This window comes from Novosphingobium sp. FSW06-99, assembly GCF_001519065.1.
GTDB lineage: Bacteria > Pseudomonadota > Alphaproteobacteria > Sphingomonadales > Sphingomonadaceae > Novosphingobium.
In genome coordinates, this window is the sequence record NZ_KQ954269.1 from 1 (window position 1) to 24382 (window position 24382).

The following is a 24382-nucleotide window of genomic DNA, read 5'->3' on the forward strand; positions in this document are numbered from 1 at the left end:
CGATGAAGGGATCAGCGGCGCAAAGGGACGGGAACAACGCCCAGCCTTCGACCGATTGATGCAGATGGTCACCCGCCGTGAGATCGACCTGATCGCAGTTTGGTCAGTGGATCGTCTCGGACGTTCACTGCAAAATCTCATTGGCTTCCTCAATGAGATCAATGAGCGCGGCGTCGATCTATATTTGCATACGCAGGGGCTCGACACATCGACCAGCGCGGGCCGCGCGATGTTCTCAATGCTCTCTGTGTTCGCCGAGTTCGAACGCGCGATATTGCGCGAACGCATCATGGCTGGCTTGGCCCGTTCGATCAAGAAACCCGGGCGTCCGCCCATCGATCCCGACAAGGCTGAGAAAATCCGCCGCGAACTCGGCAGGGGGACTTCGATCAACGCAACGGCAAAAAAGCTCAAATGCGGCGTCGGCACCGTCCACCGCATCAAGCAGAAGATGGCCGCCTAAATCGCAGAAAACCGTCGATGCGCCTAGAGACTATCGAGCCACGCAGAAAACTCTTCTCGGGTATAAACCGTCCCCGGCTGTTCCGCAGCCGCATTGAGCATTGCGACGAACTCAGGCGAAAGCTCCGCTCCATCGCAGATTGGGCAAGCCTCATCCTCACAATCGTCATGCTCGTCCGGCTCATCCATCTCAATCGGTCTCCCGTGTTGGTCGTCCAGCTTGCCCATAAATAATGGAGAAAACCTTGTTGCCTCATCCTGACCAAGGTTCAACTGGCCGTTTGCAGATCGTCAACGCGACCGTCTGGTTGATGATCGAGATCGGCGGCGAACGCGTGGAAATCGACATCAACCGCCTCATGCGCGAGCCGTTCTGGTCCATCAGTCTGCACAGCAAGCACGAGGGTGAGGTCATCCTGACACGTAATCCAGAGATCGAGGAAGAGTTCGCCAAGTTCAGCCTCACCATCGGAAAGACGGTCGATGGCTGACGATGAGGTCACAGCGGGGACAATAGGTTCGGGTGCTCTTCTGGCACTCGAACTCACCACCATTGAAAAAGCAGGACTTATCTCGGAAATCGATGAGGACTCCAATCACAGTCCTTCTCTGAGTCCTCTTCTGGGCACCACCGCTTTTCAAAGCGTTGAAAACACTGGGGGATCGTCGTCAAGACGGTCCTCTCAGCGTGTCTTCTACGGTTCCATGCTACGGTCTGGTGCCGATAGTTCGCTCGGAAAGTCGCAGAACTCTGCGGGAAGCCTCCAAATGAGCGCGCGCGACGGGCGGCAGCGACGTGATCAGCGCCGCGAATGTGAATGTCTATCTCGGCAAACCTCGGGGTGTGTTTGGATACCTCAGGCGGTATTGAGTGCGTCGATGATCGGACAGCCCGGCCGCTCGTCGCCTTGGCATTGTTCAGCGAGATCGAGCAGCGCCTTTCGCATCGCCTCCAGCGCAAGGGCCTTGCGATGAAGTTCATCGGCACGCGCCAGGGCGAGTCGCTTCACATCCATGCTCTGGCGGTCGCGATCATTCCATAGTCCCAGCAGCGAGCGGATTTCGTCGATGGGGAAGCCTAGATCGCGTGCATTTGCGATAAAGCGAAGGCGGTGTAGATCGGCATCGGCATAATCGCGATAGCCGCTGTCCCGGCGGGCAGGCGGCGGGATCAAACCGATCGTTTCATAGTGGCGGATCATCCGCTGAGAGACGCCGCTCGTCCGCGATGCCTGTCCGATATTCATAGCTTTGCCCTATTCAGCCGCAACGCATTGGTCACGACGGTGAAGCTTGACAGCGCCATGGCCACCCCCGCGATCATCGGTGACAGGAGCAAGCCCGTGACCGGATAGAGCACGCCTGCCGCTATCGGGACACCGATTCCGTTGAACACGAAGGAAAAGAAGAGGTTCTGCCGAATGTTGCGCATTGTCGCGCATGCCAGACGGCGCGCCCGCACCATCGCAGCCAGATCGCCATTGGTCAGGGTCATCCCGGCGCTTTCGATTGCGACATCCGTGCCTGTGCCCATTGCTACACCGACATCTGCGGCTGCGAGCGCAGGCGCGTCATTGATGCCATCGCCGGCCATCGCGACTTTGGCACCCTTTGACTTCAACTCGCCGATGATCCGCGCCTTGTCTTCGGGCTTGAGCCCGGCATGGACCTCGTCGATCCCGCCGATTGCCTTGGCCACCGCCTGCGCGGTTCCTTCGGCGTCGCCGGTTAGCATGACGATCCGCAATCCTTCCGCCTTGAGTGCGGCAATCGCGTCGCGCGCGGATTCACGGAGTGGATCGGCTACCGCGAGCAGTCCGGCGAGCTTGCCCTCGATTGCGACCAGCATCACGCCCGCGCCGTCGTGGCGATAGCGCTCGGCGGCTTCGGCCAAGGGCCTCGGATCGACACCAATCCGGCGCATCTGGGCGGCATTGCCGATGACCACATGCTTGCCATCGACCTGCCCGCAAACGCCCAACCCGGTTTGTGATTCAAACTGCTCAAGCGAACCCACCTCGAGCTTTGCTTCCTGTGCGGCACCCACAATGGCGTGCGCCAGCGGATGCTCGGATTGGCTCTCCACGGCAGCGGCCGCCGAGAGAACTATATCTTTGTTAAAGCCGTCACAGGGCTCAATCGCCGTTACCTTCGGGCGCCCCTCGGTCAGCGTACCGGTCTTGTCGATCACCAGAGTGTCGACGCAGGCCATCATCTGAAGCGCCTCGGCATCCTTGATCAGCACCCCGGCCCGCGCGCCGCGCCCAGTGCCGACCATGATCGACATCGGCGTGGCAAGCCCCAGCGCACAGGGACATGCAATAATCAGCACTGCAATGGCGTTGAGCAACGCATGACCGAAGCGCGGCTGTGGCCCGACCAGATTCCAGACAATGAAGGTTAGGATCGCGGTTCCAACCACCAGGGGCACAAACCAGCCCGACACACGGTCGGCGATCGCCTGGATCGGCGCGCGGCTGCGCTGTGCCTCGGCCACCATCTTGACGATCCGTGCCAGCACGGTGTTGGCGCCCACTGCACGGGCCTCGATCACCAGCGAGCCGGTGCCGTTGATCGTCCCACCGGTCACGACAGCATCGTGCTCTTTGAGCACTGGTGCCGGTTCGCCGGTCAGCATCGCTTCATCGACCGACGATCGGCCGTCGACCACCACACCATCGACCGGCAAAGCTTCACCGGGACGCACGCGCAGCTTATCGCCGGTCGCAACTTCGGAAAGGGGAACTTCTTCCTCGCTGCCATCTCCGCGCAGCCGACGCGCCGTCTTTGGCGCGAGATCCATCAGCGCGCGGATCGCTCGACCGGTCGCCGCGCGCGCGCGCAGTTCGAGCACCTGCCCAAGCAGCACCAGCGTCACGACCACGCCGGCCGCCTCGTAATAGACTGGCATGACCCCGTGCACGCGAAAAGAGGTCGGGAACAATCCAGGCGTTATCGTGGCCAGAAGACTATAGGCGAATGCAGCCCCGACGCCGAGCGAGACCAACGTAAACATGTTGAGGTTACGCGTGCGAATCGACGTCCAGCCGCGCTGAAAGAATGGCGCACCAGCCCACAGGACGATGGGTGCGGTGAGCGCAAGTTGGATCCAGGGCGAATAGGTCGGTGGCACGAACCTCATGCCGAGCATCTCGGCCACCATCGAAATCGCAAGCAACGGCACGCTTAGCGCCCCCGCCACCCAGACGCGCCTGGTAAAATTGGTGAGTTCTGGGTTCGGGCCGGTGTCGAGCGTCGGGTCTTCCGGCTCAAGTGCCATGCCGCAGATTGGGCAAGTTCCCGGACCGCCTTCCCGAATGCCGGGATGCATGGGGCATGTCCAAACTACTCCTGGTGTTGCTTTCGGCTCGGACAAACGCTGGTCGCTGAGGTAGGTTTCGGGGGCCGCGACAAATTTGCTCCGGCAGCCTGCGCTGCAAAAATGATAGCTGTGGCCAGCATGATCGGCGTGATGTGCGGTCTTCGTCGGATCGACGGTCATGCCGCAGACCGGATCCTTGACGGTGCCATTTTCTCGGTCGACATGCTGATTGTCGTCGCTTTGATGCTGCGCGTGAACGTTGCTGGTCATACGGGACTCCATGCGAATCATGATGGGGTCTGACATCATGTTAAGGTCAAGCCCGAAGTCAGTCGGGTCCATAATTAACCCATCCGTCGGCCACCGGCCGGCCATTCCCGTCGCGGTCATTCGTTCACGGACAACAGGAATGTCCGGTGTTTGGCTGGAACCGACGTTCTCGAGCCGGTCAGCGAACGGCGGTTAAGTCTCGGATCAGGACCTTCCGCCCGATCAGCTTGGATGTGAAAAGACTATGGTTTTTGACGAAGCCATGCCGTCTGCCAAACGATAAGACTTCCTGTTGGTTCGCCCCCCCCGTTGGGGGTTGGCTCAAGGCCGCCATACGAGCGGGGCATTCTTCATCTGAATGGTGGGCGATAAAAATTATCCCACAATTTGATTGCGGCTGGATTTGCGGGATAAAAAGCATCGCTTCCACCAAGCAGGTCTGCCAGTCGGCCACTGGTGATTTCGAGGCCTCCCATGGGCCGTTCGGGGTTGCTTTGCGGATGGTGGCCGGTGTCGACAACGCCCGATGGCAAATGGAGCCTCCGGGAGCGCCATCTAACCCGGCAGCAGCCCTGCCGCGCGATAGCTCGCAATCAGCGTATCGAACAGGGCGATGGCCGCACGGCTCCTGGCGATCACCTGCGCGCCCGCCACGGCCGCATAGATCGCGAAGGCGCGGTCCGCGCTCTCTTCGGCGCTGACAATGCCCGCCGCCGTGAGCTGCCGGCTCAGCCACGCGACATTAACGTCGGCAAAGCTCTGGACTTCCTTGAGCACGGCCTCGGGCAATTCGTCATGCTCGGCGGCCATGAAGCTGCTGAGGCACATGCGGTTTTCGCGCGCCAGCGACGCCCGAAAAATGTCCGGATAACGGCGCAACGCCTCCAGCGGATCGGATGCCGCCGCCGCGATCGCCTCGAGATCGGCGGCGATGTCCTGCCAATAACGCCGCGCCACCGCCGCGCCGAGCGCCGCCTTGTTGGCGAAATGGTAGTTGATGCTGGCCGCCTTGATGCCGACGGTCTCCGCCAGATCGCGGAAATTGAGGCCGCCATAGCCATAGGCCATCGCGGCTTCGCGCGCTGCCGTGAGGATCGCCTCTTTCGCGTTTTCTTTCATCGTATCCTGCTTGCTCATGATTCACCTGCCATATGACAGATAGGGGTTGACCAGGCAAGATTCGAGTCGTAAACGACACCTACCATCTGGCAGGCAGGTGGTGCTCAAACCAAGCGAGACACCCCATGACCGACAAGCTCACCCTCTTCACCTCTCCTTCGGCATTCCCCAATCCGCAGCGTCTGCGCATCTTCATGCACGAGAAAGGCATCGCCGATGCCTTCGCCGAGACGGTCTACGACATGACACCCGGCGGTCAACAGCGCGGCTGGCAGCACCTCAAGATGAACCCCTGGGGCGAAACCCCGACGCTGGCTCTGGCCGACGGCTCGTTTCTGAGTGAGACCGCCGCCATCGCGCGCTACCTCGACGACACGTTCGAGGGCCGCAAGATCATGGGCGCCACCGCCCTTGAGCGCGGCCTCGACCAGATGTGGGACAACCGGATCTGGGTGCACATCCTCTATCCGATCGTCACCGCCTTCCACGTGCTGCACCAGGGCCTGGGCCCCAAGCTGGAGTTGACCAGCAACCCTGCCTGGGGTGAGCATTCGCGCAAGGTGGCGCTGGCGCATGCGGGGCTGGTCGACCGGCATCTGGCGGATGGGCGCGCCTGGCTGCTGGGCGGCGATGCGCCGACGTTCTCGGACATCACGCTGGCCACGGCGATCGCGTTCTCCAAGTTCCCGGTCAATGCCACGCCGCTCGACGAGCGCTTCGAGCATATCGACGCCTTCTGGCAGCGCTGGCTGGGTCGGCCGACCTTCCTGGCCGCCTATGCCGATCGCAACAGCGGCGTCCCCGAACTGGACAACCGCGCCTGACCCGCGCCGCCAGCATCAACCGATGCTCAACCCGCACTGCAAATCCCCCGCACTGCAAATCCAAGGAGGCTATCATGCCGTTTGCCCGTATCGATCTCGTCCAGGGGAAACCCGCCAGTTACCGCTCCGCCATTGCCGATATCGTCTATCGCGGCATCGTCGATGTCCTGAAGGCGCCTGACGGCGACCGCTTCGTCGTCGTCGGCGAGCATCAGGCCGACAACCTGATCTACGATCCCGACTTCCTGGGCTTCAGCCGATCCCCCGACTTCATCCTGATCCAGGTGACCAGCACGGTCGGCAATGCGCGGGAGACGAAGTTCGCGTTCTACCGGTTCATCGCCGACGAACTGAAGCGCAAGCTCTCGGTCCGACCCGACGACATCATGATCAACATGGTCTTCGTTGCCCGCGAGGACTGGTCGTTCGGCAACGGCGAACCGTGGTGAGCCATCGGACGGCGAGCCATTGTTGCCGTCCATCGTCCGGAAAGACCGCGGGCCGGGAATGACTCACCCGGCCCCACCCCCATCGACAGAAGGAACAATCGCATGGATATCCTCGCAACGCTGAAAGCCGAGGGATGGCTTCGCGAACAGAACGCCATCGGCGGCGCATGGCGCGATGCCGACGACGGGCGTCGTTATGACGTTGCCGACCCGGCGACCGGCCGGCAGATCGGCACGATCGCATGGTCCGGCGCCGCCGAGACAACGGCGGCCATCCAAACGGCACAGGCTGCCTTCAAAAGCTGGTCCGCGTTGCTGGCGGGCGAGCGGGCCAACGCCCTACACCGCATGGCATCAATCATCCGCGACAACGCCGACCTCCTCGCAGCCATGCTGACGCTGGAACAAGGCAAGCCATTGGCCGAAGCGCGCGGCGAAATCCTGCTTGGCGCGAACTATGTGCAATGGTTTGCCGAAGAAGCGCGGCGGATCAACGGCGAGATCGTGCCATCGCCGTGGCAAGGGCGCCAGATCCTGGTGCTGCGCGAGCCCGTCGGGGTCGTCGCGGCGATCTCACCTTGGAACTTCCCGTTTTCGATGCTCTCGCGCAAGATCGCACCGGCTTTGGCGGCTGGGTGCACTGTGGTGGTAAAGCCGTCCGAGTTCACGCCTTATTGCGGGGTGGTGTGGGCGGTGCTGGCCGAAAAGGCCGGTATCCCCGGTGGCGTGATCAATGTGGTGACGGGTGACGCCGTCGCGATCGGCGGCGAGCTGACCGCCAACCCCCTGGTGCGCAAGCTGACCTTCACCGGCTCCACGCGCGTCGGCAAGTTGCTCTACCAGCAGTCGGGCGCGACGATGAAGAAGCTGTCGATGGAACTGGGCGGCAATGCGCCGTTCCTCGTCTTCGATGACGCCGATCTCGATCAGGCGGTCGAAGGCGCGATTGCCGCGAAGTACCGCAACAGCGGCCAGACTTGCGTGTGCGTGAACCGCTTCTACGTCCAGGACGGCATTTACGAGGCCTTCGCGGAACGCTTCACCCAGCGGGTCAAGCAACTCAAGGTCGGCAACGGCTTTGACGATGGGGTGACCCAGGGTCCGCTGATTAACGCCGCGGCGGTGCGCAAGGTCGAGGCGCATGTCGATGATGCCTTGGCCAAAGGTGGCGTGTTGCTCGCCGGCGGACAACGCGATGCGCTGGGCGGCACCTTCTTCGCACCGACCGTCATCCGCGATGCGACGCAGGACATGCTGATCGCCGATGAGGAGACCTTCGGCCCGGTCGCCGCGCTGTTTCGCTTCAGCGACGAGCAAGCCGCGATCGACGCCGCAAACGGATCGGAATTCGGCCTTGCCGCCTATTTCTATACGCGTGATCTGGCGCGCACCTTCCGCGTCGCCAGCGCGCTTGAAAGCGGCATGGTCGGCATCAACGCCGGGATCATCACCACCGAAGTCGCCCCTTTCGGCGGCGTGAAGGACAGCGGCATCGGCCGTGAAGGTTCTACCCACGGGATCGCGGAGTTCATGCAGACCAAGTATCTGAGCCTTGGCGGACTGTGACCATGGCGGGAGGCTGGTTCGCTGGCTTCCCGTCGGTCGGTCGGTGGGACAAATGTGTCGGGGTTGCACTGGCGCCGAGCCCTCACTATATGCAGACCGTTCTGTATATTTGGAGTGTCTGCTTGTGACCCAATCCCCCCGCGAACGGCTCGTGGAGACCGCGTTGCGGCTGTTTTATACGCAAGGTTTTCACGCGACCGGGATCGACAAAGTGCTGGCCGAGGCGGGCGTTGCCAAGATGACGCTCTACAAGCATTTCCGGTCCAAGGACGAGTTGATCCTGGCGGTCATCGACCTGCGCGACGAACGGTTCCGCGCCTGGCTGACCGCCGCCATGGACCAGCCCGGCCGTGACCCGCGCGACCAGATGCTGGGGATGTTCGACGCGCTGGACGATTGGTTCAACGGCCGCGCGATGGCGGCGCTTGGCTTTCACGGTTGTGCGTTTATCAAGGCCGCCGGGGAATTCGATGATCCTGATCACCCCATTCACTGCGCCGCGGCCGAACACAAGAAGCGGATTGTTGATCATCTGGCGCAATTGGCGCGGGCGGCGGGCGCGGCAAAGCCTGACGAACTGGCCGAACAGCTCGCGCTGTTGAAGGAAGGCGCCATCGTCACCGCGCAAGTTCGCGGACTGAGCGATGCGGCTCAACAAGCCAAGACCATCGCCCGGTGCTTGATCGAGAGCGCCTGCCCGCAATAGGCGCTTCACGCTGCGATGGGCCCGCGCGATCAGGGTCCCCCCCAGTTGCTGCTCGAGCCGCAGCGCCCAGGCGCGCCATGCGGTCCTGTCCGCGGCGGAGCGTCCGATCCGGCATGGTCTGGTGGATGGGTGAGGGGGAATAAGCCGGTCCGGGGCACAAAGATTCATGGCCTGCAAAAAAAGGCCATTGACCTAGACAGACTAGTCTGTATATCTCTACTCACGCCACGGGGAAGGCACATCCCGAACGCCTCCCACGCACGGCGCAAGCCATTGAGCAGGAGGTGTAACCATGATCAAGCCAACCGATATTCGCCCTCCCTTCACGCGCGAGACCGCGCTGAAGAAGGTGCAAGCCGCCGAAGATGCCTGGAACAGCCGCGACCCCGAACGCATTGCGCTGGCCTATTCCGAAGACACCGTCTGGCGCAACCGCAGCGAATTCCTGACCGGCCGTGAAGCCGTGAAGGCCTTCCTGCGCGCCAAGTTCGCCAGGGAAGGCGACTATCGCCTGCGCAAGGATCTGTGGTCGTTCCATGACAACCGCATCTCGGTGCGCTTCGAATATGAATCCTGCGATGCCGGCGGCCAATGGTGGCGCAGCCACGGCAACGAACAGTGGGAATTCGGCGACGACGGGCTGATGCGCATCCGCGAAGCCAGCATCAACGATGTTGCCATCGCTGCGGATGAGCGGCGGATCGCGGTCTAACCCCGCCTTACGGGGGCATCCGCGCGCACATCGCCCGCTGATCACCCCCGCCGAGATGAGGCCGGTGTCCACAGGACACCGGCCTCGATCGGCCGTTGCACTGGCGCCAAAAGCGCTGGCTGGTCCGTCTGTGCGACAAACGAAATCTGGCCCACGCAACCGTGTCAAGGATGGTGGGGCCGAGAGGCTCTGCTTGCTGTAGGAGTCTTTGTTTTCGCATCGTTTATCGCACAATGCTTTAGGCCGCCGGGCGGATCAGGGGTGATCGCGATGATTTGTTCCTGACGCGGCGCATGGGCAGGTTGCGGCAGTGCCGTTTGAAATAGACGATTTCGAGCAGTGTCGGCCAGATTTCGAGCGAGGAGCGGATCAGGCCGACTTCGTCATCGACCATGCGGCTGACATTCTGCTGAAAGAAATCGGGTTCGAAATCATAGAATGTCCGCGACAGTCCGGCCGCGAAATGGCCGAGCGCGTCGCGTCGCTCGGTCGACCGGGCATCGGCCATGCGTTGCAGCACACGGGCGTGCAGGGCGCGGGCGCTGTCGAGGATCTGTTCGCTGTCTTCCAGCGAGACCGAACCGTCGTAGTCGAACGTGATCGACCATTCGTCGGTCTTTTTCAGGCTGGTGCGGATCTTGCGCTTCAGCAGGCCGCAGATCGCCTCGTTGAACACTTCGGATGCCAGCGGGTTGCGCATGTAGCTGTTCTTGATGTGGGTCTGAGCGGAATCGACATGCGCGGCGACGATGTTGGGCTGTTGCACCCACAGGCGATAGATATAGTCCTCAAACCGTAGCCGGGTCGGGAAAAACGGTGGCAGGCCCGTGCGGTTGTCATAGCCGGCCACGCCGCAATCCATCCGCCAGTTGAGGTTGGTCAGGCAGGGGCGGAAATTCACCAGCACATATGTATCGTTCAGCCGCTCGGCGTCGACTTCGTCCGGGGCGTCGAGGAACATGTCGACGTAGTCGACCGCATCGATGTCGTTGGTGCCGGTGCGATACGTCTGCGCCATCTTCACCACCGCCCCGCGCGGCAGGCGCCCGTCCTGCAGGGTCAGCGCGTTTTCGCGCGCGAAACCGAGCGAGGTGTTGGATTCCAGATCCATCGCGCTGTCGATCACCAGTTCGCCCTGGTCATAATTGGCGGGGGCCTCTGCCACTGTCTTGCCCAGGATATCGCGGAACGATTCGAGGATGTCATAGGATTTTCGGGTGTGCCCGTTGGCACCGCGCGGGATCAGCTTGCCCCGGCTGATCTCGTTCTGGCCCAGCGCCTCGGGGCTGTCCTCGATCAGGGCATAGGGCCGCATGTCGTCATCGGCGCTGACCATCAGATCGCCCAGCGTGTACATCAGCGTAAAATTGCGGTTGCCGCCATAGCTCGGCCGGAACAAGTTGCGCACCAGCACGTCGAGCTTGCGGTCGCGCAGGCGCTTGCAGATGTACGAGACGAACTGTTCCTTTTCCGCAGGCCCGACATACCACAGCTCGTTGGTGGTGCGGGTTGCCTCCAGCGATCCGAAATATTTGTCGTGATTGGCGACCGAGCTGTCATCGAACACGATGATCGGCGCGGTCTGCCCACTGCGGGCGAAATTCTCGTCATAGGCTTCGACCGTTTCCCCGACATCGCGCAGGCGATAAGTCGGGATCACGAAATGTAGATCGGGTTCGGTCACAGCAGCGCTCCGGGTTCGGGGTGTCGGTGCGGGATGCTGTCCGGAAGGCTCTGCCCGGATCGCGGCCTGACGCGTTCGCAAGAGGGCAAGGACGTGCCACATGGCATCATGCCACACCGCCCCGATCCCAAATCTGCCATTCCGTCGTGGTGCCAGCGGCACATTGCCACATCCCTTGATGAGGCAATCCCTCTATTGGCGAGGGTATAAAGATACGAGATTGAACGTGGTGTTCGCCGTAATGTCCGCGTAAACATGGTGCCCGGTCATCACCGGGGCTGGTCACAGGTGCGCCTGCGCGGTGCAGACCCTCTGCCAATGCACCTTGGCTTCATCTGGATCACCGATGTCGAATGCTTGCGCATCGAAGGGCTGAACATCCCCGACTTTGCCGCCGGGGCACTCCCGGCGGCATGCGCGGCGATCGATCGCCTTTCAGTCTGATCCAGCCTGAACCAGCGCGTCGAGCGCGGCCTTAACGCTATCCGGCAGGGCAAGCTGCGCCGCAGCGAGGTTTTCCGCCAGATGGGCCGTGCTGGATGTTCCTGGGATCAGCAGCAGGTTGGGCGCGCGCGCCAGCAGCCAGGCCAGCGCCACTTGCAGCGCGCTCGCGCCCAGGCCGCTGGCGATGTCGGACAGCGCATCGGACTGGATCGGGCTGAACCCGCCAAGCGGAAAGAACGGCACATAGGCGATGCCCTGCCCGGCCAGCACATCGATCAGCGCGTCATCGTGCCGATGGACCAGGTTGTAGTGGTTCTGGACACAGACGACCGGCGCAATGGCCTGCGCCTCGGCCACCTGGCTGGCAGTGACGTTGCTGAGCCCGAGGTGCCGGATCAGGCCTTGTTCGCGCAGCGCGGCCAGCGCTGAAAACGGCGCTTCCAGCGATCCCTCGCTGGGGGCGTGGATATCGCCCATCAGGCGCAAGTTCACCACATCGAGCCGGTCGAGCCCGAGATTGCGCAAATTGTCGTGCACCGCCTGGGCCAGGGCATCCGGGCTTTGCGCAGGCAGCCACGATCCATCCGTGCCCCGCACCGCGCCGACTTTGGTGACGATCACCAGATCACCGGCGTAAGGATGGAGCGCCTCACGGATGATCTGGTTGGTGACATGCGGGCCGTAGAAATCGCTGGTATCGATGTGGTTGACCCCGGCGGCGACGGCGGCGCGCAGCACGGCAAGGGCAGCATCGCGGTCCCGCGGCGGACCGAACACGCCCGGCCCGGCCAGTTGCATCGCGCCATAGCCCATGCGGTGCACCACCTGGTCGGCAAGGGGGAAGGTTCCGGCTGCGGCAAGATTGGTCATCGTGGGTCTCCTTGAAGGGCAGGTCCGTATGATGGACTTTCCGGCCGTGATCGATAATCCATTCCATTCGGCACAGGCTGTACGGAATTTTGCACAATGCCCATCGAACTCGATGATCTGTCCGCGTTTGTCGCGGTGGCGCGCGCTGGCGGTTTTCGCGAGGCCGCGCGCATTTCAGGCACATCGCCCTCGGGCCTGAGCGAAGCGCTGCGGCGGCTCGAAACGCGGCTTGGCGTCAGGCTGCTCCACCGCAGCACGCGCAGCATTTCGCCGACGCAGGCGGGTGCGCAATTGCTGGCGCGGCTGTCGCCCGCGCTGGCAGAGATCGGTGCCGCGCTTGATGCCATACACGCCGACAGCAACGCACCGGCGGGCACCTTGCGGCTGAATGTCCCGGCCAATGTTGCGCGAACCGTGCTGCCGGACATCGTGCCGCCATTCCTGCGCGCCCATCCGCACATTCGCGTCGAGGTGGTGGTAGAGGACAGCTTTGTCGACATCCTCGCCTCGGGCGCCGATGCCGGCATCCGCTATGAGGAACGGCTGGAGCAGGACATGATCGCGGTGCCGATCGGGCCACGCACACAGCGCCTGGTCACTGCCGCCGCGCCGTCCTACCTCGCCGCGCGCGGGCGCCCGTTGCACCCGCGCGACTTGCTTGGCCATGCCTGCCTGCGCCTGCGCTTTTCCAGCGGCGCGACGGCGATCTGGGAGTTCGAGAAAGGCGACGAAACACTGCGCCTCGATCCACCCGGGCCGCTGCTGGTTCAGCCCGGATCGGCCTGCGACTTGCTGCTTGATGCGGCCCTGGCGGGGCTCGGGGTGATCTGTCTGTTCGAGGACTGGCTGGCCCCGCATTTGCGCAGCGGCGCGCTGGAGGTGCTGCTGGATGACTGGACCACCCCCTTCACCGGCCCAAAGTTGTACTATTCCGGTCGTCGGCAGGTGCCCCCGCCGCTGCGGGCCTTTATCGATTTCACGCGAGCCGCGTAATTGTTCCTGTCGCGCAAACGAGAAATCCGCCCATCTTGCGCATTTGCCCTCATTGCGCGGCAAAACCGATCTTAAAGCGCGGCGGATAAGCCTGGATGGGCAGAATATCCCAACGAATGGCCGATCCACCATGATTTCAAGCAACATTACGGCTCGGTTGATGGCACCGCTGGCACTGTCCATGCTGCTGCTTTGCGCGCTGGCCGGTGTGGTGCTGTGGACCCAGATCGATGTTGCACAGGCCAATACCTCGGCGATGGCGGCCCAGACCGATGCAATAGCCCTGGCCGAATTGCGCTCGACCAGTCGATCGCTGCAACGCGACGCGCTCAACCTGATTACCGAGACCGACAGCGACGAACGCACAAAGATCGCCACCAAGTTCGACCAGCGCATCGAGGCCATGGCATCGGGTCTGGAACGCCTGTCAACGCAGCCCGATCACAGCTTTGTGCCACCCGAATTCTTTACCGGGCAGCACCAGGTGGTCGATGCGTTGAAAACCACCGCCGCCAAGGCGCTGAGCGGGGATACCGGCGGAGCGCTCGACGATTTCCATCACGTCGTGCGCCCGGCGGAACGAGCCGCATCAAAGATTGCCGATCAGAGCATCGAGGCACTCGACCACAAAGTGGCCGACTTGCGCGCCTCTGCAGCGCAATCAACGCGGTTTGCCCAGATTCTGTTGCTGGTGGCGACCGCGCTGACCGGGTTGGCCGGGGCAAGTGCCGGGTTCGTGATGATCCGGCGCAGCGTGGTGATGCCGCTGCACGATCTGCGCAACGCGATGGAGCGGCTGGCCGCCGGGCAGACCGGCCATGCCATCCCGCATATCGACCGCACCGACGAAGTGGGGCAAATGGCGATATCGATGGCCATGTTCCGCGATCAACTGGCCAGTGCCGAACAGGCCATGGAAGCCCAGGCGGAACTGATCGTGTCGAGCATCGGCCAGGCGCTCGGTGCCCTGGCCCGTGGGGATCTGGCGGCGCGTGTCGAGGCCGATCTGGTGGGGCGCTTTGCCAATCTCAAGCGCGATTTCAACAATGCCATGGTGGCCATCGGGCGGGCCATGGCGTCGGTCAATGCCGCCAGCGCGGGGATCACCGGCGGGGCGGCGGAAATTCGCCAGGCCTCCGACGATCTGGCCCAGCGCACCGAGCAACAGGCAGCCAATATCGAGGAAACCTCTGCCGCGCTGGACCAGGTTACCAGCGGCGTGCGCCAAACCGCCGATGGTGCCAGTGCGGCCAACACCGCGATCGGCCAGGCCGAAGCGCAGGCCAGCGAAGGCCGCGATGTGGTGACACAAGCGGTCGAAGCGATGGCCGGCATCGAACGATCGGCGCAAGAGATTGCCCAGATCCTGACGGTGATCGATGCCATCGCATTTCAGACCAATCTGCTGGCGCTCAACGCCGGGGTCGAAGCCGCCCGTGCCGGTGATTCGGGCAAGGGCTTTGCCGTGGTGGCCAACGAAGTACGCGCGCTGGCGCAACGTTCTGCCGAAGCAGCCGCAGACATCAAACGCCTGATCACCGCCAGCGGGCAGGAAGTCGTGCACGGGGTGCAACTGGTCGGTCGCACCGGCGCGGTGTTCGAACGCATTTCCGCGCAAGTGACCGAAGTGTCCGGGCTGGTCGCGGGCATTTCCAATCTGGCCGGGGTGCAGGCCTCCAGCCTACAGCAAGTCAACAGCACCGTGCGCACGATGAACATGGCCACCCAGCAAAACGCCGCGATGGTCGAACAGGCCAACGCCGCCGCGCGCAGCCTGGCCGACGAAGCCAACCGGCTCGACAGCCTGGTCGCGCAGTTCAACTTGCCGCAGGACCACGGCGCAGACGCCGTGGTGCCGATGCGTCGCCGCGCCTGACCCGAACGGCTAGGCCAATTGCCCCGCGATGGGCAGATGGCGGATACGCTTGCCCGTGGCGACGAACAGCGCGTTGGCCAGCGCGGGTGCCGCAGGCGGCAGGCCGGGTTCGCCAATGCCGCCGATCGGGGCATCGCTTTCGATGAAATGGACATCGATCGGGGGAGCATCGGCAAGTTTGAGGACCGGATAGTCGGGAAAACTGCTCTGATCGACCGCGCCGCCGGTCAGCGTGATGGCTTCGCCAAGCGCGGTGGACAGGCCCATCAGCACCGCGCCCTGCACCTGGGCCTGCGCATTGCGCGGGTTTACCGTGGTGCCACAGTCAACCACGGCCCAGACGTGATGCACTTTGGGCGTGCCGTCGGGTGTGACGCTCGCCTCGATCACATGTGCGCAGATCGTGCCAAAGCTTTCCACCAGCGCGATGCCCCGGCCGGTGCCCGATGGCAACGGCGTGCCCCACCCACTGCGCTGGGCCACAGCATCGAGCACGGCCAGATGGCGCCCGCCCGCAGGCAGATGCGCGCGGCGGAACCGGTAGGGATCGGCGCCCGCCAGATGGGCCAGTTCGTCGATGAAGCTTTCGTTATAGAATCCGTGCTGGGTGGAATTGACCGAGCGCCAGTACGCATCGACCTGGTTGGAGATATATTTGAAATGGCGCCGCGCGGTGGCCGGGACGCGATAGGGAAACACCACTTCGCTTTCGGCATCGGCAAACTGGGCATAGTCGGTCTGCCAGCCGGTGATCGTGCCGTCGTGGCCCAGCGCGGCCTGCAACTGGCCCAGCGATTGCGGGCGATAGGCGCCCTGTTTGACATCTTCCTCGCGCGACCAGATCAATTTGACCGGATGATCGACCTGCATCGCCACGCGCGCGATCTGTTCGATGATCTGGGTATAGGGCGGAAAGCGCCGCCCGAAACCGCCGCCCATGATCATCGGGTGAAAGGTCACATTGTCGATCGACAGCCCGGAAAACTGCGCCAGCAGATTGCGCGTCTGAAGCGGGTCCTGCGTTGCGCCCCACACCTCCAGCTTGCCATCGGCGTGGTGCCCGGTCATCGCGAAGGGCTCCATCGCTGCCTGATGCAGAAACGGCACGCGATATTCCGCATGCAGCACCCGCGCGCCCGGCGCATGGAGCGCAGCGGCAACATCGCCCGCGCCATAATGGTTGTCGGGCTTGGCTTGCGCGATCAGTTGCGCCTGCGCCGCATAGATACCGGCCGTATCGAGATGGCCATGGCCACCATCGCTGAATTTCGGCGCAAGCGCGCGCACGCCCTTGAGCGCGGGCCAATAGCCACTGGCCACGACCACCACCGCATCGTCGAGCGCGATGACCTTTTCGACGCCTTTGACTGCCATCGCCGGGCCATGATCGACCGACAGCAATTTGCCGCCGCGCACGGGCGCGGCGATCACGGTGGCCACGCGCATGTCGGGCCGGATGACATCCATGCCGTATTGCGCGCTGCCGTTGACTTTGCCCGGAATGTCGAAGCGATCGATCGGCTTGCCGATGAAGGTATACTGGTCGCGCGTTTTCAGCGCTGGCGCATCGCGCAAGTCGCGCCGCGCCGCCGCCTCGGCCAATTCGCCATAACGCAGCACTTTGCCTGTGCGGGTATGGGTGATCCGACCTTTCGCTGCGGTCAGTTCGGTTTCGGGCACGCCCAGCCGGTCTGCCGCGGTTGCCAGCAGCGCGCGCCGCGCCGCTGCGCCAACCACGCGCATGCCGTATTGCCCGGTACCGCGAATCGCCGAGGACCCGCCGGTGATCTGCAACGGCACATTGCGCGCCAGCAGCGAAAACACCGGATCGGGCAGACGCTTCATCACATCGGGATGCCCCGACATCGTCGGCACGAACAGCTTGGCGATCGACGTGTTGCCAAAGGCATAGTCGGCGGGTGCCTGTTCGACGCGCACCGTGCCCCAATCGGCATCGAGTTCGTCGGCCAGCATCTGCGCCAGCGCGGTGTGCGAGCCCTGGCCGAAATCGATGTGCGGCGAATAGATCGTGACCGTGTCGTCGTTGGCGATCTTCAGCCAGCCGGCAAACGAGCTCTGGCCCGGCCCGGTGGTCAGGCGCTCGGCGCGCGCGGTGGCCGCCTTGTCGCTCCACCACACCGAAAACACCCCGGCGCCGACCAGGGCCGCGCCACCGATCAGGAAATATCTGCGTTGCAGTTTCATGCGCCTGCTCCTGCAACGGCATGGATCGCCTCGCGAATGCGCGGATACGTGGCGCAGCGGCAGATGTTGGTCATCGCCGCGTCGATCTGATCGTCGCTGGGATGGGGCGTGGTCGCCAGCAGCGCGGCCGCCGCCATCAACTGGCCCGATTGGCAATAGCCGCATTGGGGAACCTGGTGCGCGATCCATGCCACCTGCAACGGATGCGGCGCGTCGGCGCTGCCCAGCGCTTCGATGGTGGTGATCGATTTGCCTGCGATGGTGCCGACCGGCACGCTGCACGATCGCATGACCGCGCCATCGACATGCACGCTGCATGCCCCGCAGGCGGCGATGCCACAGCCGAACTTGGTGCCGGTCAGCCCCAGCTCCTCGCGCAGGGCCCACAACAGCGGCGTATCGTCATCGACGTGAAAAGTGACCGGCTTCCCATTCACCTGGGCTTCGATCGCCATTGGCATGCTCCTGTGTCCCGCATCGTTGACAAGTAGCATATAAGGACTGGTCGTGCACACAAGTGGATTGGCGTCAGCCGCGCTCCGCCTGCGCCGGAAGCACCGCCGCGCGCGCCGGCGTGCCGGTGGTATGGCCGATGACCACACGATTGCGGCCCTGGTGCTTGGCCACATAGAGCGCGGCATCGGCCGCGCGGTATAGCGTGGCAAACGTGTCGCCGGGGCGCGCCATGACCAGACCGATACTGACAGTGATGTCATTCTGGCCGATCGCTGCGCCGTGATCGCACGCGGCAATCGCCTGGCGCATGCTTTCCGCCAGCGCGCGCGCGGCAAACAGGCCCATGCCCGACACCATCACCGCGAATTCCTCACCCCCCAGCCGCGCCACCACTTGCGCCGGTGCGTCCCAGCGTTGCAGGCGTTGGCCGATGGTGACCAGCACGTGATCGCCGACATCGTGGCCATATCTGTCGTTGACCGTCTTGAACTGGTCGATGTCGAGCAGCAGCAGCGCCAGCGTGCTGTCGCCATCGGCGATCTGCGCGCGGTCGGCATGCGCGCGCAGCAGCGGCGCGATCCGTTCGACAAACCCGCGCCGGTTGGTAAGGCCGGTCAGCGAATCGCGTCGCGCCTGTTCCTGCGCCAGCGCCTCTGCCGCCAGCGCGGCATCGCGTTCGTGACGCATCAGGTTGAACCGGCGCGTCGCGGCCACCGACAGCCAGATCGTCTGCCAGGCGCCCGACAGCAGCACCAGCATCTGTTCCCCGCCGCCCCACAGCACGTCGCCCAGATCGAAAAATCCGGTCAGGCTCATCACCAGCAGCGGCACCAGCCAGGCACCGGCAAAGGCGCGTGCCGCCGTGCTGCCGCGCCGCCAGGCGATTGCCAGACAGGCCAGGATCACCACCACCAGCACGGCGAACAGCACTGCCACCGCCATCGCCAGTTGATCGATCGCGCCCGATCGCATCAACCCCAGCGGCAGGCCCAACAGGCCGACCATGACCGCCAGCACCACCGCCAGCCGGTTCATCCAGCGCGGCACTTTGCCCGGCTCCAGCGCGCTGATCAGGCTGAGCGCGGTGAGCATCAGCAGTGCCAGTGCCAGCATCGTGTCGACTTGCGACGACAGCGTCCCGGCCATCCACGGCAGCACGAACAAGTGCAGTTGCGACCAGATCACACCCCACAGCGCCAGGACCGCCGACCACATGCCCTGCAGCATCGGGAACACCCGGCGCGCGGCGACCGCCAGCGCAAAGTTGTAGATCGCGCCGATCACCAGCAACATCAACGCCGCGCCGATCAGGCTGGCCAGCGCGATGGTCTGCAGATCCGACACGTCGGACCGGACCAGGCGCATGCGCAGGACTTCGGCGCTGGCCAGCCGATCGAACCGCAGTACTACCCCGGTCAGCCGCGCATCGCGCATCGGTGCCTCAAATCCGACCTGCCCGCCCAGCCGCCAATGGCCGGAATAATCGCCGCTGCGCACGCCCTGCCAGGCCATCGCCCCATCGGCATAGCGGAACCCGACCAGCAAGCGGTCATACCGCGAGGAATGGACCATCAGTACCGGGGTACGCCCGCTGCCGGACACCGCGCGCATGCCGGCCTCAAGCCACAGGCTGCCGTGCTGATAGCCCTCGGGCCGGCCCCCGCAGAAAAACCCGCCGGGCACGTCGTGGTCGTGCGCGGGTGCGGGCAGCGCGGTCGAGGTATGGCATAACGCGGTCAGCGGCAAACTGCCGTCTGCCGATCCATCGGATGCAAACAGCGCTGCGGGAAAGACCAGCAACAGGCCAAGCAGGCCCGAGGCAAACGCCAATCGCGCCTGGACTACCATCTGCCTGGCGGCAGTGGTCAGCCAGTGAAGATTCCCGAACATGCCCCGTTTTTGTCACAAACCCCTGAGAAATGTATTAAAAACCCAAGTATTTGAACCATAATGGGGGTGATCCCCGATCACCCCTCGGCAAAGGGATCGGTCACCGCGCCGGTCACGACCAGGCCCTGCCGCACGATCCACAATTGCCACCAGGCCAGCCCCGCAATCAGCCACACCATGCCCAGCACCAGCGCGGCATGGTTCATCCCCGCCAGGATCGCCAGCACCACCATAATCCCGAGCAGCGGCGACACCACGTGCATCAACACATTGCGCCGCTGTGTGCGGGCAAAATGCACCATCACGCAGACATGGATCAGCGCGAAACCGAACAGCGCGCCAAAATTGACGAATGCGGCAAGCTGATCCATCGCTTCACGCAACCACAGCGCCACCACCAGCGAAACCGCGGTAGAGGCCAGCATCGCCACATGCGGGGTGTTGTGGCGCGGGTGCAGGCGGGCCAGACCAGACGGCAATTGCCGGTCGCGCGCCATGGCATAGAGCACGCGCGCCACCCCCACCTGCATCGGCAGCGCATTGCTGAACCCGACCAGGATGGCATAGGCCCAGGCCAGCGCGATCCCCGCCCAGACCCCGCCCATCTGCCCGGCCAATTCATAGGCGGCGGCATCCAGGCTGCGAAAATGGGCGCCCATCATGGCATTGCCCAGCACCCAGGCGCTGACCACGAACAGCCCGGTGGCAAGCGCCAGCACCAGCACGATCGCGCGCCCCAGCGTGCGCCCGCTGCGATCGGCGGTGTCTTCGGCCAGCGTCGACACCGCGTCAAAGCCAAGAAACGACATCACACAGATCGATGTTCCCGCCAGCACCGCGCCAAGCGAAAACGGCGCATGCCAGAACGGCGCCAGACCCAGCCCGGCCGCACCGAAGTGGTGCAGTTGCACGAATACCGCCAGCGCCAGCAGCGCCAGCATCACCACGATCTGGGCAATCACCGCGCCGAACGACACTTTGGCGGTGGACCCGATGCCGAACCAGTTGACCGCTGTGGTGAACCCCGCCAGCAGCACGATCCACACCCCGCGATCGATCCCCGGCATCAGTTCGCCCAGCGCCACGGCCATCACCACATAGACGAAGGCCGGGATCAGCAGATAGTCGAGCAGGATCATCCACCCGGCGACAAACCCTGCAAACGGCCCCAGTACGGCGCGGGCAAAGCCATAGACCGACCCGGCGCTGTGCACTTCGCGCACCATCGCGGCATAGCTGAATGCGGTGAACGCCATGCACACCCCGCCCAGCAGATAGGCCAGCGCCAGCATCCCGTGCGAGGCCGACCACACCAGCCCGAGCGTCGACAGCGGCGCAATCGGCGCAATATAGGCCAGCCCATAGGCAACCAGATCGCCCAGTTGCAATTGGCGGCGAAACCGGTCCGGCGCAGCGGCATGGTCCATGTCAGGCGTCCTTGAAGGCGGTCAGCACGGCCGCCACATTGCCGCCGATATCGGCCACCGCATAGCCGCCCTCCATCACGAACAGGCTCGGCGCACCCAGCGCGGCAATCCGCCGGCCGATCGCGCCAAAATCGGATGACTCCAGCTTGAAATGGCTGATCGGGTCTTCGACAAACGTATCGACCCCCAGCGATACGACCACGCTGTCGGGCGCAAAGGCGGCAATATCGGCAATCGCGGCATCGAGCGCGGCCAGATATTGCGTGCCTGTCGTGCCCCACGGCAGGGGATAGTTGCGATTGGCGCCCAGCCCGTCGCCGCTGCCGCGCTCGTCGGCATAGCCCAGAAAGAACGGATATTCCTGACGCGGATCGCCGTGCAGCGAAACGAACAGCACATCGCCCCGGTCATAAAAGATGCTCTGCGTGCCATTGCCGTGGTGATAATCGACGTCGAGCACCGCGACGCGGGCATGACCCTGATCGCGCAAGTGCTGCGCCGCAATCGCCGCGTTGTTGAGATAGCAGAACCCGCCCATCGCGCGCGCACCGGCGTGATGGCCGGGCGGGCGGCACAAGGCGAACGCCGCATCGCCGCCTTGCGCCAGATGGCGCGCGCCGGTCAGCGCACAATCGGCGCTCGACCGCACCGCCGCCCAGGTTCCGGCGGTGATCGGCACTGCCGCATCGATCGAATAGAACCCCAGTTTGCCATCGATATGATCAGGCGGCACATCCTGCCGCAACCCCGTGGCGGGCCAGGCATAAGGCAGTGCATCGCCGGTTTCGCCCAGTGCAGACCATTCGTCCCACACGGTTTCGAGAAAGGCGACATAATCGTCGGCATGGACCCGGGTCAGCGCCGCGCGATCGAACCGGTCGGGCGCGACAATCGCCCCCAGCCCGGCGCTGCGCACCCGGTCGAGCACCTGATCGGCGCGCGCGGGCATTTCGAAACAGGGCACCAGCCGCCCGCGATAGAATTCGGCGGCGCCATGATGCAGCCGATGGTCGTCGCTATAGATGGTCAGCATGGCCCGCCTGTCGCTAAAGTCGTTGTGGAATGCGTGATCACAGAAACTGCCCGCTGCGTGGCGGCGATGCAAGCCGGGCGTTGGCAGACGATGCGGCGCGGATCACTTGTAGCGGCCAAACGCCTCTGCCCCCACGCCTTCAAGCCGCCGCACGCGACAGGTCAGTCGCCCGCGATCGAGCATCAGGTCGTTGAACGTGGGCGGCGTGGTGCGCAGCCGCTGCGACAGCGTGCCCGCGCCGATCATCCGCACCGGCCCGGCAGGCGTCTGCTGGATCAGATCAAACGCATCGTGGACATGGCCCGACAGCACCGCCAGCACGCCGCGCCGGGCCAGTTCGGCCAGCGCGCGATTGCCCCCGTGGGTCAGCGCACGGCCCTTGGTGCCCGCTTCGACCAGTGGATGGTGGCAGGTCACCAGCACCGCGCGATCGAGACCGATGGCATCGATCTGCGCCAGCGTCCGCCGCAAGGCGCCCACGCCCACCGTGCCGCGCGACCAGTTGAACCGCCATTGCGCCGCCGCCGTGGTCGGCAGGCGCACGATCGCCAGCGGGCCCAGTTGCAACGGGCGTTCGATCGAGGCTTCGAGCGCGCGGAACCGCCGATAGGGATCGGCAAAGCGTTCGATCGGGTTGAAATAGGGCAGATCGTGATTGCCCGGGTCGATCTGCACCGGCACGCCCAGCGTCGCGATCCAGCGCGCGGCGGCGGCAAATTCGCCTGGCCGTGCGCGCATGGTGAAATCGCCGGTGATCACCACCCCGTCGGGCACTTCATCGCGCACCGCCCTGGCCACCCAGTCGAGCGCGCGCGTGTCCTCCAGCCCGAAATGGAGATCGCTGATATGGAACAGGCGGATCATCGCGCCCGACTTGCCGTTGCCCGCGCGCACAGGTCAAGCGGGTTGTTGCCAGGGCATGTCGTTCGGCGGCGATTCCAGGCAGTTGGTCCGGCGGTCGCCCCGCCTGTGCCATCGGTCGAGCCGGTGCTGCGCCCGGCGCGAGGATCGGTCACACCACGATCAAGCGATGCGCGGCACTCTCCCCCGGAAAGAGCGAGTGCCGCAATCGCCACCGGCGGGGGCTCGTTGGAGGCGCGCCCCCGCCGGTTCCCCGCCGCGCCTTCGCCCGTTCACTTCGCAACCAGAGGATACCCGACATGCAACATGCATTCGCATGGCGTCGCGCCATGTTCGCCAGCCTCGCGCTGGTCCCCGCGCTGGCCCTGACCACCGCGCCCGCCCGTGCCGCCGACAGCGATATCGCCGTGCACAAGCTGGAGGTGCACTTCAGCAACGCCGACCTGTCGACGGCAAAGGGTCGCGCACGCTTGGAACACCGGCTGCAACATGCCGCCGAAATCGTCTGCAGCCCGTCAGGTGAAAATGGATTCTGGCGCGGCGACGACCAGCAACTGGCCTGTTACAACCAGGCGATGACGCAAGCGCACACCGCGCTGGCCCTCGCCCAAAAACCGCAGGAAATGGTCAGGCGCTGATCCGCTCTGGCGCTGCAGGCTCAGGTGCTGCAGACAGGGCCCGGTCGGCCATGCCGAGATCGACCGTGTCGCGCCAGACGAGTTCGCCCGGCCCCACCACGCGCCCGTCGTGCGCGCGGATGGTGATCGGGGCGATCGGCAACCCGTCACGCGCATCGCACAGCACCGGATTGCAGGGCACGCCCAGCGACCACTTTTCACCCCACTGCCGCAACGCGAGCATGGCCGGCAGGAGATCGTTGCCTTTCTCTGTCAGGCGATATTCGATCCGGCGCCGGTCATCCGCGCAATGTTCGCGCATCAGAATACCGGATTCGACCAGTCGCCCCAGCCGATTTGACAGGATATTGCGCGCAATGCCCAACTGATCGAGAAAATCCTCGAAATGGCGCACGCCGTTGAACGCGGCGCGCAGGATCATGAACGACCAGCGTTCGCCCATGGCTTCCAGAGCCGACGGCAGGCCGCAGCCTTCAAGGCACGACAGAGGTTCACGCAGCTTGTCCATGGCTGCATTGCATAGACCACAATCGGGGCAAATATAAGCACCGATATGACAGCCGTGCGACGGGCCG

At 64.1% G+C, this 24382-nt stretch carries 22 protein-coding genes; 10 read left to right on the plus strand and 12 right to left on the minus strand.

The features are described from left to right. The coding region (locus tag AQZ49_RS20680) for a recombinase family protein (RefSeq protein WP_067620585.1) at positions 1–463 on the plus strand (463 nt) is incomplete at its 5' end. 247 nt (positions 464–710) lie between these two features. Next, entirely contained in the window at positions 711–953 is a 243-nt protein-coding gene (locus AQZ49_RS20690; protein WP_231739354.1) for a hypothetical protein, read from the plus strand. Positions 954–1319: 366 nt separating this feature from the next. On the opposite strand, the gene cueR is transcribed toward AQZ49_RS20690, so the two are convergent. The 3 genes from cueR to AQZ49_RS20710 all read right to left on the minus strand — a co-directional run bounded on the left by cueR (position 1320) and on the right by AQZ49_RS20710 (position 5191). Next, complete coding sequence (gene cueR, locus AQZ49_RS20695) at positions 1320–1709, minus strand: Cu(I)-responsive transcriptional regulator (RefSeq protein WP_067620594.1); 390 nt, start codon at positions 1707–1709, stop codon at positions 1320–1322. Continuing rightward, positions 1706–4054: a heavy metal translocating P-type ATPase gene (locus AQZ49_RS20700; protein ID WP_082701959.1), complete on the minus strand. Its 2349-nt coding sequence runs from the start codon at positions 4052–4054 to the stop codon at positions 1706–1708. The genes cueR and AQZ49_RS20700 overlap by 4 nt, the downstream gene beginning before the upstream one ends. Positions 4055–4609: 555 nt before the next feature. Next, a complete protein-coding gene (locus AQZ49_RS20710) occupies positions 4610–5191 on the minus strand; it encodes a TetR/AcrR family transcriptional regulator (protein ID WP_231739355.1) in 582 nt (193 codons plus the stop codon). A gap of 107 nt (positions 5192–5298) precedes the next feature. Here AQZ49_RS20710 and AQZ49_RS20715 point away from each other — a divergent pair, with 107 nt between their 5' ends. The 5 genes from AQZ49_RS20715 (at position 5299) to AQZ49_RS20735 (ending at position 9430) form a co-directional block, all read left to right on the plus strand. Continuing rightward, positions 5299–5997 carry a glutathione S-transferase family protein gene (locus AQZ49_RS20715; RefSeq protein WP_067620603.1) on the plus strand — a complete coding sequence of 233 codons (699 nt, stop codon included), beginning with the start codon at positions 5299–5301 and terminating at the stop codon, positions 5995–5997. Between the two features lie 74 nt (positions 5998–6071). Then, positions 6072–6446, plus strand: a complete 375-nt coding sequence (locus AQZ49_RS20720) for a tautomerase family protein (RefSeq protein ID WP_067620606.1) — start codon at positions 6072–6074, stop codon at positions 6444–6446. A gap of 102 nt (positions 6447–6548) precedes the next feature. Then, positions 6549–8012, plus strand: a complete 1464-nt coding sequence (locus AQZ49_RS20725; RefSeq protein WP_067620609.1) for an NAD-dependent succinate-semialdehyde dehydrogenase — start codon at positions 6549–6551, stop codon at positions 8010–8012. A 124-nt stretch (positions 8013–8136) separates the two neighbouring features. Next, positions 8137–8718, plus strand: coding sequence for a TetR/AcrR family transcriptional regulator (locus AQZ49_RS20730; RefSeq protein WP_067620612.1), 582 nt, complete (start codon positions 8137–8139; stop codon positions 8716–8718). Positions 8719–9010: 292 nt separating this feature from the next. Further along, on the plus strand, positions 9011–9430 hold the full coding sequence (locus AQZ49_RS20735) for a nuclear transport factor 2 family protein (RefSeq protein ID WP_067620615.1): 420 nt from the start codon (positions 9011–9013) through the stop codon (positions 9428–9430). Positions 9431–9668: 238 nt separating this feature from the next. Here the strand turns inward: AQZ49_RS20735 and AQZ49_RS20740 are convergent, their stop codons facing one another. Then, the gene (locus tag AQZ49_RS20740; RefSeq protein WP_067620618.1) at positions 9669–11114 is read right to left on the minus strand and encodes a hypothetical protein; all 1446 of its coding nucleotides are present in this window, start codon (positions 11112–11114) and stop codon (positions 9669–9671) included. Between the two features lie 435 nt (positions 11115–11549). After that, entirely contained in the window at positions 11550–12428 is an 879-nt protein-coding gene (locus AQZ49_RS20750) for an aldo/keto reductase family oxidoreductase (RefSeq protein WP_067620624.1), read from the minus strand. Between the two features lie 96 nt (positions 12429–12524). Between AQZ49_RS20750 and AQZ49_RS20755 the strand changes: the two genes are divergently transcribed. Together AQZ49_RS20755 and AQZ49_RS20760 are read left to right on the plus strand one after the other, a co-directional pair. Then, complete coding sequence (locus tag AQZ49_RS20755) at positions 12525–13421, plus strand: LysR substrate-binding domain-containing protein (RefSeq protein WP_067620627.1); 897 nt, start codon at positions 12525–12527, stop codon at positions 13419–13421. 160 nt (positions 13422–13581) lie between these two features. After that, the gene (locus AQZ49_RS20760; RefSeq protein ID WP_067620630.1) at positions 13582–15297 is read left to right on the plus strand and encodes a methyl-accepting chemotaxis protein; all 1716 of its coding nucleotides are present in this window, start codon (positions 13582–13584) and stop codon (positions 15295–15297) included. A 9-nt stretch (positions 15298–15306) separates the two neighbouring features. On the opposite strand, the gene AQZ49_RS20765 is transcribed toward AQZ49_RS20760, so the two are convergent. From AQZ49_RS20765 to AQZ49_RS20790, 6 genes are all read right to left on the minus strand, one after another. Then, positions 15307–17502, minus strand: coding sequence for a xanthine dehydrogenase family protein molybdopterin-binding subunit (locus AQZ49_RS20765; RefSeq protein ID WP_082701962.1), 2196 nt, complete (start codon positions 17500–17502; stop codon positions 15307–15309). After that, positions 17499–17957, minus strand: coding sequence for a (2Fe-2S)-binding protein (locus tag AQZ49_RS20770; protein WP_197411154.1), 459 nt, complete (start codon positions 17955–17957; stop codon positions 17499–17501). The genes AQZ49_RS20765 and AQZ49_RS20770 overlap by 4 nt, the downstream gene beginning before the upstream one ends. A gap of 73 nt (positions 17958–18030) precedes the next feature. Beyond that, the gene (locus tag AQZ49_RS20775) at positions 18031–19848 is read right to left on the minus strand and encodes a GGDEF domain-containing protein (protein WP_067620636.1); all 1818 of its coding nucleotides are present in this window, start codon (positions 19846–19848) and stop codon (positions 18031–18033) included. A gap of 77 nt (positions 19849–19925) precedes the next feature. Then, positions 19926–21275, minus strand: coding sequence for an APC family permease (locus AQZ49_RS20780; RefSeq protein WP_067620639.1), 1350 nt, complete (start codon positions 21273–21275; stop codon positions 19926–19928). 1 nt (position 21276) lies between these two features. Beyond that, complete coding sequence (locus AQZ49_RS20785) at positions 21277–22308, minus strand: histone deacetylase family protein (protein ID WP_067620642.1); 1032 nt, start codon at positions 22306–22308, stop codon at positions 21277–21279. Between the two features lie 102 nt (positions 22309–22410). After that, a complete protein-coding gene (locus AQZ49_RS20790; protein WP_067620687.1) occupies positions 22411–23172 on the minus strand; it encodes a metallophosphoesterase family protein in 762 nt (253 codons plus the stop codon). Positions 23173–23468: 296 nt separating this feature from the next. On the opposite strand from AQZ49_RS20790, the gene AQZ49_RS20795 reads away from it, so the two are divergent. Continuing rightward, positions 23469–23807, plus strand: coding sequence for a UrcA family protein (locus tag AQZ49_RS20795; protein WP_082701963.1), 339 nt, complete (start codon positions 23469–23471; stop codon positions 23805–23807). On the opposite strand, the gene AQZ49_RS20800 is transcribed toward AQZ49_RS20795, so the two are convergent. Further along, positions 23797–24315, minus strand: coding sequence for a winged helix-turn-helix transcriptional regulator (locus tag AQZ49_RS20800; RefSeq protein WP_067620649.1), 519 nt, complete (start codon positions 24313–24315; stop codon positions 23797–23799). The two genes, AQZ49_RS20795 and AQZ49_RS20800, sit on opposite strands and share 11 nt — an antisense overlap. Between the last annotated feature and the right edge of the window lie 67 nt (positions 24316–24382).